Consider the following 15435-nt stretch of genomic DNA (forward strand, 5'->3'; position numbering starts at 1 on the left):
ATCGTCCGTACGGAACGATGGGCACCACCTGACCGGTGACCCGCCGCCCGAGAGGGGCAGCCAGGTGGGAGATCGGAGCCTCCACTTGTGGGCCGGGCATGTGAATGTCCGGCCGGTCGTCACATCAGGTTAGCACCTTCCCGCTGCGGGGAGCCAACCGTGGGGGTGGGGCGGGGGGCTGGGCGGGCGGCGGCGGGGGTGGGGCGGTCGGGGCCTGTCGGGGCGGGCCTATCGTGTGGGGCATGAGCGACGCGCCCTCCCCCCAGCAGTCCCCGCAGTCCCCTCAGGCCCCGCAGGAGTCCCCCGACTTCGACGCCATGACCCGCGACATCGCGGAAGTCCCCGCCGTCGAGGTGATCGTCACGGTCGCGGTGAACCTGATGAGCGCGGCGGCCGTGAAGCTCGGCCTGACCGAGGACGGCGACGACCACAAGGACCTGGACGAGGCGCGCAAGCTGGTCCACGCGCTGGCCGGGCTGCTGGACGCGAGCACGACGGAGATCAGCTCGTTCCACGCGGCGCCGCTGCGGGACGGGCTCAAGTCGCTCCAGCTGGCGTTCCGCGAGGCGTCGGTGGTGCGGGACGAGCCGGGGCAGGGGCCGGGCGAGAAGTACACGGGCCCGGTCTACGGCTGAGGGTCGCGCGGCTCTCGGATCCACCGCACGGCCGTCCGCCGACCTGTGGCGACGGCCGTCCGCCGACCTGTCCCGACGGCCGTCCACCGACTCACCAAGACGCAAGACGTACGGGACTCATCACGTACGAGCCGTCCACCGACTCACCGAGACGTACGGGACTCATCACGGACGAACAGGGGCTCGCCCGGTGGCGTGGCCTCGGCCGGCAGCAGTGCCAGGTCGAGTCCGCGTACCAGGCGGGCCCTCAGTACGTCGTCGGCGGCGAGCGCCCCGGCGACGCGGCGGGCGGTGTCGGCGGGGGGCGCGGCCGGGTCCAGGACGAGCGCCAGCGTGCCGTCCGCCGTACCCGGCCCGAGGTGGGCCCGGAGGACGGCGGGCTCGGCGGCGACCACACCACGTACCGCCGCCGTGACGGCGGGGTCGTCGAGGGGGTCGGTGCTGGTACGGCCCTCGGCGGCGGCGAGGAGCGCGGCCCCGGTGAGCTGGTACGGCACGGGCCCCGCGAGGTCGAGCACCACCGTGTCGGCCCGCTCGTGCGCGGCCGCCTGGAGCGCCTGGCGCAGGGGTACGGCGACGGGGCGGGCGGCCGGGTCCCAGCGGGCCAGCGCCGCGACGGAGGTGAAGGCCGGCAGCGCGCGGCGGTCGCCCGCCCGGAGCGTCGGCACGGCCATGTCGCTGGTCTTCTCGCGCCGCAGACCGTTCTCGTCCTCCTCGGTCTCGCCGAGGACGGCGACGATGGGGACGAGCAGCCGGGCGGTCCTGAGCGCCGCCAGCACGGCCCCTTCGGCGGACCGGTCCGCCGACCACGCGGCGAGGGCGGAGACCAACGCGGGATCGGCGGTGCCGTCGTCGTCGGAGAAGCCGGAGTCGGGGATGTTCTTGAGCGCCACAGGTCGAGCGTAGTGCCCGGCCTCGGGCCGGGTTCCGGCGCCGTACCTCCCAGGGGGAGCCGGGCGGGACGTACCGTCGTCGGGTGAATCTCTCGGTAGCGGTGTACGACATGGCGACCGGACGCGAGGCGACGAGCGACGCGGACCGCGCGTACGTCAGCGCCAGCGTCGTGAAGGTGGGCGTGCTGGCGGCGCTGCTGCTGCGGGCGCAGGACGCGGCCAGGTGGCTGACGGCGGAGGAGGAGGGGATGGCCGCCGCCATGATCGAACAAAGCGACAACGACGCGGCGACGGCGCTGCGCACGGCGGTCGGAGGCGTGGCGGCCCTGGACGCGGCGCACGCCCGGCTGGGTCTGACGCGGACGGAGGGGGCGGCGGCGTGGGGGCTGACGCGAACGACCGCGCGCGATCAGCTGACGCTGTTGAGGGCGGTGTTCGAGGACGGCGCCGCGTCACCGCTGGACGCGCGGTCCCGGCGGTATGTGGCGGGACTGATGGAGCGGGTGGTACCGGGCCAGGACTGGGGGGTGTCGGCGGCGGACGGGGGCAGCGGGGACCGGGCCCTGAAGAACGGCTGGCTGCCGAGAACCGACTCCGGCCTGTGGGTGATCCACTCGGTGGGCCGGGCACGGAGCTGCCTGGTGGCGGTCCTGTCGGACGGCCATCCCACGATGGAGGCGGGAATCGCCGCGGTGGAGGAGGCGGCGGTGAGGGGGGCGGGGGCGGTGGCCTGAGCGTTGCCGTTGCCCTGGTGGGCGCGGGGCCGCCTGGCCGGGGTTGGTGGCGGGTCGGCGGGCTCGTCCGGACCCGGACAGCGGGGCGGGTGGGGCTGCGTGCCGGCGCTGAGCGCGGGGGCACTCTGGCGCTCGGCGCGGTGCGCCAAGTCGCCCGGCCGGGGTCAGCGCGGGCGGCCGGGGCGTTTTGTTCCGACGCCCCGCCACAGCACCACCGCGCCTGCCAGCAGCAGCGCGCCCACTCCCCCGGCGACCGGGGCGAGGCCCACGCCCTCGCCGGGGTCCTCGCGGGGGACGTCCGGGCCGCTGCCGAAGTACTGCTTCCGGTAGCCGCCGCCCGCGCCGCTCTTCGTTTCCGTACCGGACAGCTTCGCGCCGGCCTCGACGGCGGCGGCGGGATCGACGAAGCCGTATCCCTTCGCGTCGTCGCGGCCGTTCGCGGGGGCGTCGCGGGCGGTGTCGGCGAGGAGTTTCTTGATCTGCGCGGGGGTGAGGTCGGGGTGTGCGGAGCGTACGAGTGCGACGGCGCCGGAGACGAACGCGGCGGCGGCGCTGGTGCCCCAGCCTTCGTAGTACTTCCGGTCGGGGTCCGCGATGACGATGTCGACGCCGGGGGCGCTGACGGTGGCGTACCAGCGGCGGGTGGAGAAGGCCGCGTGGGTGCCGAAGCGGTCGACGGCGGCGACGGCGATGACGCCGGGGTAGGCCGCGGGGTACGAGATGTGGTCGCCCTTCTCACCGCCGTTGCCGGCCGAGGCGACGACGACCGCGCCCTTGCCCAGGGCGTACTGGACGGCCGCGTCCTCCGCCGCTTCGGGGTGGGCGGACTTGCTGTCGTCGCCGAGGGAGAGGTTGATGACGTCGGCACCGTTGTCGGCGGCCCAGCGGATGCCCTCGGCGAGGGCGCCGCCCTTGGACGTACGGGCCTTCTCGCGGGCCGGGTCGCTGCCTTCGAGGATGACGCGGACGGGCAGGATCTTGGCCTGCGGCGCGATGCCGAGGACGCCCTCGGAGCGGTCGGGCCCGTGGCCGTGACCGGCGATGATTCCCGCCATGGCGGTGCCGTGCCGGGCCCAGGCGGGTTCACCCTCGCTCGCGCCGAAGCCGACGAGGTCGCGGCCGGGCAGTACCTGTCCGGACAGGTCGGGATGACTGCCGTCGACACCGGTGTCGAGCACGGCGACGGTGACGCCGTTCCCCTGGGAGGTACGCCAGGCCTGATCGGTGTGCAGCGCTTCGAGGGCCCACTGCTGTTCCCGGAGCGAGTCGGCGTGGGCGGGGGTGGCGGGGAGAACGGCGAAGCAGGCGGCGGCGAGGACGACGAGGAGACGGCGGCGCAGGGGGGAGGTGGCGCGACAGGGGGCGGGGGCGCCGGCCGCCTGGGCGGTCTCCCGGTCCGCGCGGACCGGGAGCGATGCGCCACTGCCGGGCGCGGCCGGGGCGGCGGGGTCCCGGTCCGTACGGGCCGTGAGCGGTGTGCCGGGGCGAGGTGTCGTCCGGGCGGTGTCCCGGTTCGTTGGGTGCCTCATCGGGGGGCCGCCGTTGCCGTCGAGGCCGCTGTTCGCAGGCCTTGTTCGATACGGGTCGCGATCCCCTTCGCCTCGAATCCGAGGCCGGCCTCCGCCGCCGCGGTCTTCGCGCCGGTGACGGTCGCCGCCTTCGCCGGCTGCGGGTCGGTGACCGTACGTCCGTCGGCGAAGCCGGAGACGGCGTAGCCGACGACCGGCACCCCGTCCACGACCTCCAGCGTCCAGGAGGCGCGTTGCCCCTCGCCGAAGCCGGCGGCGGGCGTGCCCTCGACGGAGAAGGTGTGCGGGATGTGATCGGTCCGCTCGGCGAGCCGCCCGGTGGTGAGGCGGGCTTCGAGGGCGGTCAGGGCGGGGCCCTCGCCCTCGGTGAAGACCAGCCCGACGGTGGTGAGGCTGCTGCCGGTGGAGTCGGCGTAGGTGGCACGCAGCACGCGTGTGCAGCCCACCGGGCGCAGGGTTTTGACGAGGGGCGGTGGCAGCGCGTCGGCGCAGGCGCTGTCCGGCGCGACGGCGACGCGCGTCCACGTACGGTCCGCGCGGCCGGGCCCGGCGCCGTCGCCCTTGAGGGTCCGGGGGAAGAGCGTGTCGACGGGAACGCTGTGCCACAGGGCGCGCGCGGTGGTGTAGGCGTCGGGTACGACGGGTTCGGCGGCGGAGTCCCCGGTCAGCCAACTGCCGGTGACGGCGCCGCCGATGAGCCCGAGGCCGAGCACCACACAGGCGACCGCGGCGGCTGCCCTGACGGGAGGGCGGGACGGTACGGGCCGCAGGCGGGTGGTCGTCTCACTGGGCGATTCGGGCGGGGGCGCGGTTGCCCAGGCGTGGTGCGGGGTGAAGCCCAGGTCCGGGGGTACGGGGGGCAGCCGGACGGCTCCCACAGCCGCTACGGGAGAGTCGTGACGCTCACCGGGAAACGCGGCCCGTCCCTCGAAGCCGGCCCGGCCGGGGTGGGGCGCGACGTCCGGCGCGTGGCTGGGCCGAGGCGGAATGCTCCCCGGCACGGGCCGCACCGGCGCCACGAAGCCGCTCGCGCGACGATCGGCCCCGGTCCCGGCGGGGGCGGACCCGGCCCCAGGCGGAACGCCGCCAAGACCACCACGAGAACGCGATTCCCCGGCCCGGCCCGCCCCGTGGTCACCGGCGACCGGTGAAGAACCAGCCGTCTGCCGCCGCTCGCCGGGAAACGGAGGCGGCCCACCCGCCCGGGACCGCTCGGGCCGCGAAAGGCGACCGTCCATCCCACCGGAAGCCACACCGGACACGGACCCGTGCGCGCCGTGGGCACCCGAAACACCGGGCTGTCCCGGTCCCTGCGCACCGGCCGGGCGGGGGGCGGAGGACGGAGGCGGCCCGGACGGTCGGACGGGTACGGCCCCGGAAGGGCGGCCTCCCACACCACCGGGAGCCACGCCGGACACCGCGCGGTGCCCGCCGCCCTGGGGGCCCGAAGCATCACCCGGCCCCGGCCCCTGAACCTGACCGGACGACGGGGGCGGCCCGGCAGGACGCAGCCGGCCGGGCCGGGCAGAACGAGTGTCCGCGACGACGCCGGGACCGGGACCCGCGGACGTCCTGGCCCCCTGGCCCCCGCCCGGCTGAGGGCCGGACGGCCGCACACCGCCGGGGCCGGAAGAACTGTTGTCCGCAGCAGCGCGGAGACCCAGATCTGACGGCCGTCCGGCCTCGTGGGCCGCGCCTCGCTGCGGGTCGGACAGCCGCACGCCGTCGTCGCCGGAAGGACGGCCCACCGGGGCCGCGCCCGCGCCCGGACTCGTCCGCGATATGGGCACTTGGGCCGCCCCCGGCTGCGAGGCGGACAGCCGCGTGTCGTGGGGGCCCTCGCCCCGCTCCGCGCCGGACGGGCGCCGGACGTTGGGGGCTGGGAGGCCGCCGTCCGTCGCCCCGGGGGGCGGGCCCTCAGGGGCGCTCGGGTGCCGGCCCGGGGACGGTGGCGTGGCGGCCTTTCGTGTCGGGGTCGCGGGCGATTCGTCCGCGCGTGGGGCCGGGGCCTCCGGCGCCGTCCGGTCGTCGGGTCGCGGCGGTGGTGTCGGTGGTATGCGGGGTGCGTTCACCGGCGGCGGGGCGTGGGGTGGGCGCGGTGGGACGGGAGCGCGTTGTGCCTCGGTGCTCATCCGGCCCCCATGTCCTCTTCCGGTGCGCGGCTGGTCGCATGCCGATCGGCCTTGCGGGACAGGCCCGTTCATCGCCGCGTGGGCGTCACTCTACGGGCTGGCGCGGGCCCGGCGGGAACAGGAAGGCGGGCCGAGGGGGTGCTGGGAGGGTGCCCGGGGGGCTGCCCGGGGGGTTCTGCCCAGAACATCCCCCCTACCGATCGGTAATCCGGTCTGGCAAGCTCGGCGCATGAATCCGCGCGCCACTGACCGGGCCCGGTACGACCGGGCCACCGCCCCTCTCGACGCGCCGCTCGCGCTCGTCGATCTCGACGCGTTCGACGCCAACGCCGACGACCTCCTGCGCCGCGCCGGCGGCAAACCCATCAGGGTCGCGAGCAAGTCGGTGCGCTGCCGGGCGCTGCTCGAACGGGTGCTCGCCCGGGACGGCTTCGCGGGGATCATGTCGTTCACACTCGCCGAATCACTGTGGCTGGCACGCGCCGGGTTCGAGGACGTCCTCCTCGCCTACCCGTCCGCCGACCGCGCCGCGTACGCGCAACTCGCCGCCGATCCCAAGCTCGCCGCCGCCGTCACCGTCATGATCGACGATCCGGCCCACCTGGAGCTCATCGACGCGGCCCGCGACGGCGGCACCGAGGAGATCAGGGTCTGCCTCGAACTGGACACCTCCCTGCGGATGCTGGGCGGCCGCGTGCGCATCGGCGCCCTCCGCTCGCCGCTCCGCGAGCCCGCCCAACTGGCCGAGCTGGCCAGGTCCGTCGTACGCCGGCCGGGCTTCCGGCTGGTCGGCCTGATGGCGTACGAGGGTCATGTGGCCGGCGTCGGCGACTCCGTGGCCGGCCGGCCGTTCCGCTCCCGGGCCGTGCGGCTCATGCAGTCCGCCGCCCGCAAGGAACTGGCCGAGCGCCGCGCCGCCGTGGTGCGCGCGGTCCGGACCGTCGCGCCCGACCTGGAGTTCGTCAACGGCGGTGGCACCGGCAGTGTGCAGCACACCGCCGCCGAGGACGCGGTCACCGAGATCGCCGCCGGGTCGGGCCTCTACCAGCCCCGGCTCTTCGACAACTACACCTCGTTCAGCGGCCGTCCGGCCGCGCTGTTCGCCCTGCCGGTCGTCCGCAGGCCCGGCGTCGGCGTGGTGACGGTACTCGGCGGCGGTTACCCCGCGTCCGGCGCGGCGGGCCGGGACCGGCTGCCCGTCCCGTACCTGCCGGAAGGCCTGCGCTACGACCCGCAGGAAGGCCCCGGCGAGGTGCAGACCCCGCTCCTCGGCTCCGCCGCCGACGATCTGCTGATCGGCGACAAGGTGTGGTTCCGGCACGCGAAGGCCGGCGAACTCTGCGAGCGCTTCGACACGTTGCACCTCGTGGAGGACGACCGCGTGGTCGCGAGCGCCCCCACGTACCGGGGCGAGGGACTCACCTTCCTCTGAAGCGACGACAAGGGGCCGGTCCCGCACGGGACCGGCCGCCGGCCCCGCTACACCGGTGTCACGTACGCCCCCGAAATGCCCCCGTCCACCAGGAAGTCCGACGCGTTCACGAACGACGAGTCGTCGCTCGCCAGGAACGCGACCGCCGCCGCGATCTCGTCCGCCTCCGCGAACCGGCCCAGCGGGATGTGCACCAGGCGGCGCGCGGCCCGCTCGGGGTCCTTCGCGAACAGCTCCTGGAGCAAGGGGGTGTTGACGGGCCCCGGGCACAGCGCGTTGACGCGGATCCCCTCACGGGCGAACTGCACGCCCAGTTCACGGGACATCGCCAACACCCCGCCCTTGGACGCGGTGTACGAGATCTGCGAGGTCGCCGCGCCCAACCGGGCCACGAACGAGGCGGTGTTGATGATCGAGCCCTTCCCCTGGCGCCGCATGTAGGGGATCGCGGCCTTGCAACACAGGTACACCGAGGTCAGGTTGACCTCCTGGACCCGCCGCCAGGCGTCGAGGCCCGTGGTGAGGATCGAGTCGTCCTCCGGCGGCGAGATGCCCGCGTTGTTGAAGGCGATGTCGACGCTGCCGTAGGTCTCGTACGCCGTCCTGAACAGCGTCTCGACCTCGTCGGCGTCGGTGACGTCGACCCGTACGAAAGTGCCGCCCGACTGCTCGGCGGCGGCAATGCCCGCCGTCTCGTCGATGTCACCGCAGACGATGTGCGCGCCCTCGGAGGCCAGGCGGCGCGCGGTGGCGAGGCCGATGCCGCTGCCGGCTCCGGTGATGACGGCGGTACGGCCGATCAGGCGCCGGCAGACGGGCGCTTCGCTCGGGGCGCTCAGGGCGGCGCTCTGGGGGTCGGTCATGGTGGGCTCAGGCCTCCGTGCTGATGAAGACGTTCTTGGTTTCTGTGAAGGCCGCGAGGGCGTCGGGGCCCAGTTCGCGGCCGAGTCCGGACTGCTTGTAGCCGCCGAACGGCGTCCCGTAACGGACGCTGCTGTGGGAGTTGACCGACAGGTTGCCCGCCGCGACGGCCCGCGAGACGCGCAGCGCGCGGCCCACGTCCCGGGTCCAGATGGACCCGGCGAGGCCGTAGTCCGTGGCGTTGGCCAGCCGGACGGCGTCCTCCTCGTCGTCGAAGGGCAGCACGACGGCGACCGGTCCGAAGACCTCGTCCGTCGCGACCGGGGCGCCGGCGTCCTGGTCGGTGAGGACGGTCGGCGGGAACCAGAAGCCGGGTCCTTCCGGCGCGCTGCCCCGGATGCCCTCGGCGCCTTCGGGGACGTACGACCGTACCCGCTCCAGCTGGACCGCCGAGATGAGCGGGCCCATCTGCGTCTTCTCGTCGGAGGGGTCGCCGACGACCACCGACTCGACGGCGGGGGCGAGCAGTTCGAGGAACCGCTCGTGGGCCTCCCGCTGGACGAGGATGCGGGTACGGGCGCAGCAGTCCTGGCCGCTGTTGTCGAGGAACGCCATCGGGGCGGTGGCGGCCGCGAGGGCGAGATCGGAGTCGGCGAAGACGATGTTCGGGCTCTTGCCGCCGAGTTCGAGTGTCAGGCGCTTCACCAGGCCGGCGCTCCTGGCCATGATCTGCTTGCCGATCCGGGTGGATCCGGTGAACACGATCTTGGCGACGCCCGGGTGTTCGACCAGCGCGTTGCCCGCGACGGCGCCCACGCCGGGCAGGACCTGGAAGAGGTGCTCGGGAAGGCCTGCCTCCAGGGCGAGTTCGGCCAGGCGCAGCGCGGTGAGCGGGGTGGTCTCCGCCGGCTTGAGCAGGACGGCGTTGCCGGCCGCGAGCGCCGGGGCGGCGCCCCAGGCGGCGATGGGCATCGGGAAGTTCCAGGGGGCGATGACGCCGACCACGCCGAGGGGTTCGAGCAAAGTGATGTCGAGGCCGCCGGCGACCGGGATCTGACGTCCCGTCAGCCGTTCGACTCCCCCGGCGGAGTAGTCGAGGAGGTCGCGGACGTTGCCGGCCTCCCAGCGGGCGTTACCGATGGTGTGGCCGGCCTCGGTGACCTCCAGGAGGGCCAGTTCCTCGGTGTGGGCGTCGACCGCGGCGGCGAAGCGGCGCAGCAGCCGCGCGCGGTCGGCGGGGGCCGCGGCGGCCCAGCGGGCCTGCGCGACGGTGGCCCGTACGACCGCGGTGTCGACCTGCTCCAGGGTGGTCGCCGCCACCGTGGTCACGACCTCGCCGGTGGCGGGGTTCAGGATGTGGTGTTCGGTGGGGTGCCGCAGGTGGTCGGCCGGGTGGTACCGGTGTTCGGTGGGGTGCTGCTCGGGCACGTCGTTCCTCACAGGCGTTCGAAGGAGCGGCGCAGCTCCCAGTCGGTCACCGCGGCGTCGTAGGCCTCGACCTCGACCCGCGCCATGTTGCGGTAGTGGGCCACGACCTCGTCGCCGAAGGCCGCCCGGGCGATGGGGCTGTTCTCCCACAGTTCGGCCGCCTCGCGCAGAGAGGTCGGGACGTGCGCGTAGTCGGCGGTGTAGGCGTTGCCGGTGCACGCCTCGGGGAGGTCCAGCCCGTGCTCGATGCCGTACAGCCCGGCGGCGACGAGGCCCGCGACGGCGAGGTGCGGGTTGACGTCCCCGCCCGGCAGCCGGTTCTCGAAGCGCAGCGAGCGGCCGTGGCCGACGACGCGCAGCGCGCAGGTGCGGTTGTCGACGCCCCAGGCGACGGCGGTCGGGGCGAAGGATCCGGGCTGGAAGCGTTTGTACGAGTTGATGTTCGGCGCGTACAGCAGGGAGAAGTCACGCAGCGCGGCGAGCTGGCCCGCGAGGAAGTGCCGCATGACGTCCGACATCCCGCCGGGGCCGTCCCCGGCCATGGCGTTGGCGCCGTGCTCGTCCTGGAGCGAGAGGTGGATGTGGCAGGAGTTGCCCTCGCGCTCGTTGTACTTGGCCATGAACGTCAGCGAGACGCCCTCCTGCGAGGCGATCTCCTTGGCGCCGGTCTTGTAGACGGCGTGCTGGTCACAGGTGACGAGCGCTTCGTCGTACTTGAATACGATCTCGTGCTGCCCCGGGTTGCACTCGCCCTTGGCCGACTCCACCACCAGCCCGGCGGCCGTCATGTCGTTGCGGATTCGGCGCAGCAGCGGCTCGATCCGGCCGGTGCCGAGGACGGAGTAGTCGATGTTGTACTGGTTGGCGGGGGTCAGGCCCTTGTACCCGCTGTCCCAGGCCTGCTCGTACGTGTCCTTGAAGACGATGAACTCCAGCTCCGTGCCCACGTGCGCGGTGAAGCCGCGCTCGGCCAGGCGCTCCAGCTGGCGGCGGAGGATCTGGCGGGGCGCGGCGACGACGGGGGAACCGTCGTTCCAGGCGAGGTCGGCGAGGAGCATCGCCGTACCCGCGTTCCAGGGGACGCGGCGCAGGGTGGAGAAGTCGGGGTGCATCGCGAAGTCACCGTAGCCGCGGTCCCAGGAGGACATCGCGTAGCCGTCGACGGTGTTCATCTCCGTGTCGACGGCGAGGAGGTAGTTGCAGCCCTCGGTGCCGTGTTCCAGGACCTCTTGGAGGAAGAAGGGCGCGGCGAACCGCTTGCCCTGGAGCCGCCCCTGCATGTCGGGGAAGGCCAGGACGACCGTGTCGATCTCGCCGCTCTCGACCAGGACGCGCAGTTCCTCGACGCTCAGCGGGGGTGTGCGGTCTGCCACGGGATGGAGCCTCCTTCGGTCAGCCGGAAGCCATAAGGTATTCCTGGAGACCATTGATTGGGAAGGGGAAACGGCGCCGTGGCGAAGAAGAACGAGCCGATGGACCCGTTGGAGCCACGGTCCGAACCGACGTCCGAACCGGAGTCCGGCCGCGAGTCCGAACCGGCGGCTCCCGATTCCCATCGCGCGATCCCGGACTCGCTGACCCCGGACTCGCTGACCCCGGTCCTGCGGCCCGTGCGGTCCGGCAACGGTTTCGAGGAGGCGCTGGAGCAGATCCTCCAGGTCGTCCGGCTCGGTCTGGTGGCGGCCGGTGAACGGCTGCCCGCCGAGCGGGAGTTGGCGGACCGGCTGCGGATCAGCCGGGTCACGCTGCGCGAGGTGCTCAAGGTGCTCCAGGACCAGGGCCTGGTGGAGAGCCGCCGGGGCCGGTACGGCGGTACGTTCGTACGCCCCCGGCCCGACACCCCGGCGGGCGGCGCCGAGGAGGAGCTGCGGCGGCGCGTTTCCGGCGTGGACATCGAGGACGTCCTGCGCTTCCGCGAGGTGCTGGAGGTGGGCGCGGCGGGGCTCTGCGCCGCGCACGGGCTGGACGGGGAGCGGGCGGAGCGGCTGCGCGCGGCGCTCGCCGCGACGCACGACGCGCCGCTGGCGGAGTACCGCAGACTGGACACCCTGCTGCACCTGACCCTGGCCGAGCTGTCCGGGTCGGCGACGCTGACCGCGCAGTACGCGGCCGTCCGGGCGACGGTCAACGACCTGCTGGACTGCATCCCGCTGCTCGTACGGAACTTGGAGCACTCGCAACAGCAGCACACGGCGCTGGTGGGGGCGGTGCTCGACGGGGACGCGGACGGCGCCCGCGAGATGACGCGCGAGCACTGCGCGGGGACGGCGGCGCTGCTGCGGGGGTTCCTGGCGTGAGCGGCGGGCGTCCTCCACAGGCCGCCGTCACCCGTCACCGCCAAGAAGTAACAGCCTGTTGACGCCGGGGTCTTGCGCGGGACCGCACGGCCCGCAAAGGTGTGGCCTCACACCTTTGCCCCTCACCCCTTTCCCCTCACATCTTTGCCCTCACATCTTTGCCCTCACATCTTTGCCCTCACATCTGCGCCCTCACATCTTTGCCCCTCACCCGGCACCACCGAGGCAGGAGCTGCTCATGAGCGACGGCACCGACTCGCGCGTCCCCACCACCCCCGCCGATTCCGTCCCCGGCGCCGGTCAGGGCCCCGGCACCGACGACGCCGAGTACCTGCGCCGCCGTACGCTGCGCCGAGGCAGCGCCGGCTGGCTGCTGCTCACCGGCCTCGGAGTGGCGTACGTCGTCTCCGGGGACTTCTCCGGCTGGAACCTCGGCCTCGCCGAGGGCGGCTTCGGCGGTCTCGCCATCGCCACCCTCCTGATGGGCGTGATGTACGCCTGTCTCGTCTTCGCCCTCGCCGAACTCTCCGCCATCCTGCCCACGGCAGGCGGCGGTTACGGCTTCGCCCGGCGCGCGCTCGGCACCTGGGGCGGCTTCCTGACCGGTACGGCGATCCTCATCGAGTACATCCTGGCGCCCGCCGCGATCGCCCTCTTCATCGGCGACTACGTGGAGTCGCTCGGCCTCTTCGGGCTGACAGCCGGCTGGCCGGTCTACCTCGCCTGCTTCGTGATCTTCATCGGCATCCACCTGTGGGGGGTCGGCGAGGCCCTGCGCTTCAGCCTCGTGGTGACGGCCGTCGCCGTCGCGGCGCTGCTGATCTTCGCCGTCGGCGCGTTCACCGAGTTCGACTCCGGGGGCCTGAACGACATCCCCGTCGACCAGGACGCCTTCGGCTCGGGCTCCTGGCTGCCGTTCGGCCTCCTGGGCATCTGGTCGGCGTTCCCGTTCGGCATGTGGTTCTTCCTGGGGGTGGAAGGGGTGCCGCTGGCCGCCGAGGAGGCCAAGGACCCGGTGCGCTCGATGCCGAAGGCCCTGTCGATCTCCATGGCGGTGCTGGCCCTGCTCGCACTCATCACCTTCTTCGCCGCGACCGGCGCGCGCGGCTCGGCCGCCGTCGCGGACGCGGGCAATCCGCTGGTGGTCGCGCTCCAGGGCGACGGGGAGCCGACCCCGCTGAGCCGGTTCGTGAACTACGCGGGGCTGGCCGGTCTGGTGGCCTCGTTCTTCTCGCTCATCTACGCCGGTTCCCGGCAGCTGTTCGCGCTCTCCCGGGCGGGCTACCTGCCCCGGTTCCTCTCGCTCACCAGCCGCCGCAAGGCGCCGTACCTCGGTCTGCTCATCCCCGGCGCGATCGGCTTCGCCCTCGCGGCGGGCAGCGGGGACGGCGGGCGGATGCTGAACGTGGCGGTGTTCGGCGCGACCATCTCGTACGCCCTGATGGCGCTCTCGCACCTCGTGCTGCGCCGCCGCGAGCCGGGCCTGCCCCGCCCGTACCGCACCCCCGGCGGGATGGTCACCTCCGGCACCGCCTTCGTGCTGGCGCTGTCGGCGCTGGTCGCGACGTTCCTGGTGGACCAGGACGCGGCCTTCATCGCCCTGGGCGTGTACGCGGTCGCCCTCGCCTACTTCACCTTCTACAGTCGGCACCGGCTGGTCGCGGCGGCGCCGGAGGAGGAGTTCGCGGCGCTGGCCGAGGCGGAGGCGGAACTGGAACGGGGCTGACGGGGCTGACGGGGCCCACCGGGCGGCGCCAAGGATCACCACAACAAAAAGCAACACCGGCACAGAGACCCACGGAGGACCGACCCCCCATGAAGCCGCTCATCGGCGTCAGCACCTACCTGGAGGACTCAGCGCGGTGGGGCGTCTGGGACCTGCCCGCCGCCCTGCTGCCCGTCGGCTACCCGAGGCTCGTCCAGCGCGCGGGCGGCCTCGCGGCGATGCTGCCGCCCGACGACCCGGCCTCGGCGGCCTCCGTGGTGGCCCGGCTGGACGGGCTGGTGATCGCGGGCGGGCCCGACGTGGAGCCCGTACGGTACGGCTCCGAGCCGCATCCGCGCACCGGCCCGCCGGCCCGGGAGCGGGACGCGTGGGAACTGGCCCTGATCGAGGCCGCGTTGGCGTCCGGGACACCGCTGCTGGGCATCTGCCGGGGCATGCAACTGCTGAACGTCGCCGTCGGCGGCACCCTCGTCCAGCACCTGGAGGGGCACACCTCGACGGTCGTCGGCTCCTTCGGCTCGCATCCGGTGAAGCCGGTGCCGGGCACGCTGTACGAGTCCCTCGTCCCGGAGGAGATGACCGTACCCACCCAGCACCACCAGTCGGTCGACCGGCTCGGGGACGGCCTGACGGTCTCCGCGTTCGCGCCCGACGGCACGGTCGAGGCGGTCGAACTGGCCCCGCCCCAATGGGTGCTGGGCGTGCAGTGGCATCCGGAGATGGCCGAGGACACCCGGGTCGTGGCGGCCCTGGTACGGGCGGCGGCGGGCGACGACGGCTGAACGACGCCTGCACGGCGCCCGGCCCGCCAGGGCACCCGGCCCCCGTCAGGGCGCCCGCCGTGTCAGCGCCAGGAGGTCGCGGGCCGGGCCCGTGGGCCGTGGGCCCGCCGGCCAGACGGCCCGCAGTTCGCGGCGCAGCCCGATCCCGGTCACCGGCACGGCGACCAGGCGGCGGGCCGCCAGCTCCTCCACCACCGCGAGTTCGCTCAGCACACACGGCCCCACCCCGCCCATCACGGCGGCCTTGAGCGCGGTGGTGGACGCCAGCTCCAGCAGGGGCGCGGCGGGACCTCCGTACGGGGCGAGGGCGGCGTCCAGCACCTGGCGGTTGCCGGATCCCGGTTCCCGCAGGATCAAGCCGGTGGCGGCGAGTTCGGCGGGGTCGAGCGGAGCGCGGCGGCGGGCCCAGGGGTGGCCCGGCGCCGCGACCACGACCAGCCGGTCGTGCCCGATGACGGTGGCGTCGAGCCCCGCCGGTACGGTCGGGCCCTCGACGAAGCCGAGATCCGCGTCGTGGGCGAGGACACGCGCCCCGACGCTGTCGGAGTTCCCCGCGTACAGGGAGACAGCCGTGCCGGGACGGGCCCGGTGCAGCGCGATCAGCCAGCCCGGCAGCAGGTACTCGGCGATGGTCATGCTGGCGGCGACCCGCAGCCGGGAGTCCTGGCGGGCCCGCAGCGCCCGCGCCCCCGCGTCGAAGGCCTCCGCCGATTCCACGACCCGCCGCGCCCACTCCGTGACGAGGATCCCCGCGTCGGTGAGCCGGGAGCCGCGCGGCGAGCGGTCCAGCAGCGCCACCCCGAGCTGCCGTTCCATGGCCTGGACGCGGCCGCTGGCGGCGGGCTGGCTGATGCCCGTCTCCCGGGCCGCGCGGCCGAGGCTGCCCAGCCGGGCGACGGCGAGCAACAGCTCCAGCGCGCCGAGATCGGGCACGCGGTGTGCGAGAGAATGCCCTTCCACGTCGGTCATAGGTTCAGCTTATGACC

At 74.0% G+C, this 15435-nt stretch carries 13 protein-coding genes; 6 read left to right on the forward strand and 7 right to left on the reverse strand.

All coding sequences use genetic code 11. The annotated features are described in order from the left end of the window. Positions 1-242: 242 nt before the first annotated feature. Entirely contained in the window at positions 243-635 is a 393-nt protein-coding gene (locus ACIO1C_RS22590; RefSeq protein WP_401866216.1) for a DUF1844 domain-containing protein, read from the forward strand. A 143-nt stretch (positions 636-778) separates the two neighbouring features. Here ACIO1C_RS22590 and ACIO1C_RS22595 read toward each other — a convergent pair whose 3' ends face one another. Next, positions 779-1528: an SseB family protein gene (locus tag ACIO1C_RS22595; protein WP_401866218.1), complete on the reverse strand. Its 750-nt coding sequence runs from the start codon at positions 1526-1528 to the stop codon at positions 779-781. 83 nt (positions 1529-1611) lie between these two features. Here ACIO1C_RS22595 and ACIO1C_RS22600 point away from each other — a divergent pair, with 83 nt between their 5' ends. Beyond that, the gene (locus ACIO1C_RS22600) at positions 1612-2262 is read left to right on the forward strand and encodes a serine hydrolase (RefSeq protein ID WP_401866220.1); all 651 of its coding nucleotides are present in this window, start codon (positions 1612-1614) and stop codon (positions 2260-2262) included. A gap of 164 nt (positions 2263-2426) precedes the next feature. On the opposite strand, the gene mycP is transcribed toward ACIO1C_RS22600, so the two are convergent. Together mycP and ACIO1C_RS22610 are read right to left on the reverse strand one after the other, a co-directional pair. Further along, positions 2427-3791 (reverse strand): type VII secretion-associated serine protease mycosin, encoded by a 1365-nt coding sequence (mycP, locus tag ACIO1C_RS22605; RefSeq protein ID WP_401866222.1) that lies wholly within the window; start codon positions 3789-3791, stop codon positions 2427-2429. Then, positions 3788-4669, reverse strand: a complete 882-nt coding sequence (locus ACIO1C_RS22610) for a hypothetical protein (RefSeq protein WP_401866223.1) — start codon at positions 4667-4669, stop codon at positions 3788-3790. Before ACIO1C_RS22610 ends, mycP begins: the two co-directional genes overlap by 4 nt. A 1483-nt stretch (positions 4670-6152) precedes the next feature. Between ACIO1C_RS22610 and ACIO1C_RS22615 the strand changes: the two genes are divergently transcribed. Continuing rightward, positions 6153-7355, forward strand: coding sequence for an amino acid deaminase/aldolase (locus ACIO1C_RS22615; protein ID WP_401866225.1), 1203 nt, complete (start codon positions 6153-6155; stop codon positions 7353-7355). A 47-nt stretch (positions 7356-7402) separates the two neighbouring features. Here ACIO1C_RS22615 and ACIO1C_RS22620 read toward each other — a convergent pair whose 3' ends face one another. The 3 genes from ACIO1C_RS22620 to ACIO1C_RS22630 are packed head-to-tail and all read right to left on the reverse strand — an operon-like array spanning position 7403 to position 11017. Next, positions 7403-8218, reverse strand: coding sequence for a 3-oxoacyl-ACP reductase (locus ACIO1C_RS22620; RefSeq protein ID WP_401866227.1), 816 nt, complete (start codon positions 8216-8218; stop codon positions 7403-7405). A 7-nt stretch (positions 8219-8225) separates the two neighbouring features. Next, positions 8226-9596, reverse strand: a complete 1371-nt coding sequence (locus ACIO1C_RS22625; RefSeq protein WP_401866372.1) for an aldehyde dehydrogenase family protein — start codon at positions 9594-9596, stop codon at positions 8226-8228. A 56-nt stretch (positions 9597-9652) separates the two neighbouring features. Beyond that, positions 9653-11017 carry a glutamine synthetase family protein gene (locus ACIO1C_RS22630; protein WP_401866229.1) on the reverse strand — a complete coding sequence of 455 codons (1365 nt, stop codon included), beginning with the start codon at positions 11015-11017 and terminating at the stop codon, positions 9653-9655. Positions 11018-11095: 78 nt separating this feature from the next. Between ACIO1C_RS22630 and ACIO1C_RS22635 the strand changes: the two genes are divergently transcribed. From ACIO1C_RS22635 to ACIO1C_RS22645, 3 genes are all read left to right on the forward strand, one after another. Continuing rightward, positions 11096-11941: a FadR/GntR family transcriptional regulator gene (locus ACIO1C_RS22635; protein WP_401866231.1), complete on the forward strand. Its 846-nt coding sequence runs from the start codon at positions 11096-11098 to the stop codon at positions 11939-11941. Between the two features lie 238 nt (positions 11942-12179). Beyond that, on the forward strand, positions 12180-13667 hold the full coding sequence (eat, locus tag ACIO1C_RS22640; protein WP_401866233.1) for an ethanolamine permease: 1488 nt from the start codon (positions 12180-12182) through the stop codon (positions 13665-13667). A gap of 89 nt (positions 13668-13756) precedes the next feature. Next, positions 13757-14449 (forward strand): gamma-glutamyl-gamma-aminobutyrate hydrolase family protein, encoded by a 693-nt coding sequence (locus ACIO1C_RS22645; protein WP_401866235.1) that lies wholly within the window; start codon positions 13757-13759, stop codon positions 14447-14449. A gap of 45 nt (positions 14450-14494) precedes the next feature. Here the strand turns inward: ACIO1C_RS22645 and ACIO1C_RS22650 are convergent, their stop codons facing one another. Next, on the reverse strand, positions 14495-15418 hold the full coding sequence (locus tag ACIO1C_RS22650) for a LysR family transcriptional regulator (RefSeq protein ID WP_401866237.1): 924 nt from the start codon (positions 15416-15418) through the stop codon (positions 14495-14497). Positions 15419-15435: the final 17 nt, after the last annotated feature.

Source organism: Streptomyces sp. NPDC087420 (assembly GCF_044744165.1).
GTDB lineage: Bacteria > Actinomycetota > Actinomycetes > Streptomycetales > Streptomycetaceae > Streptomyces.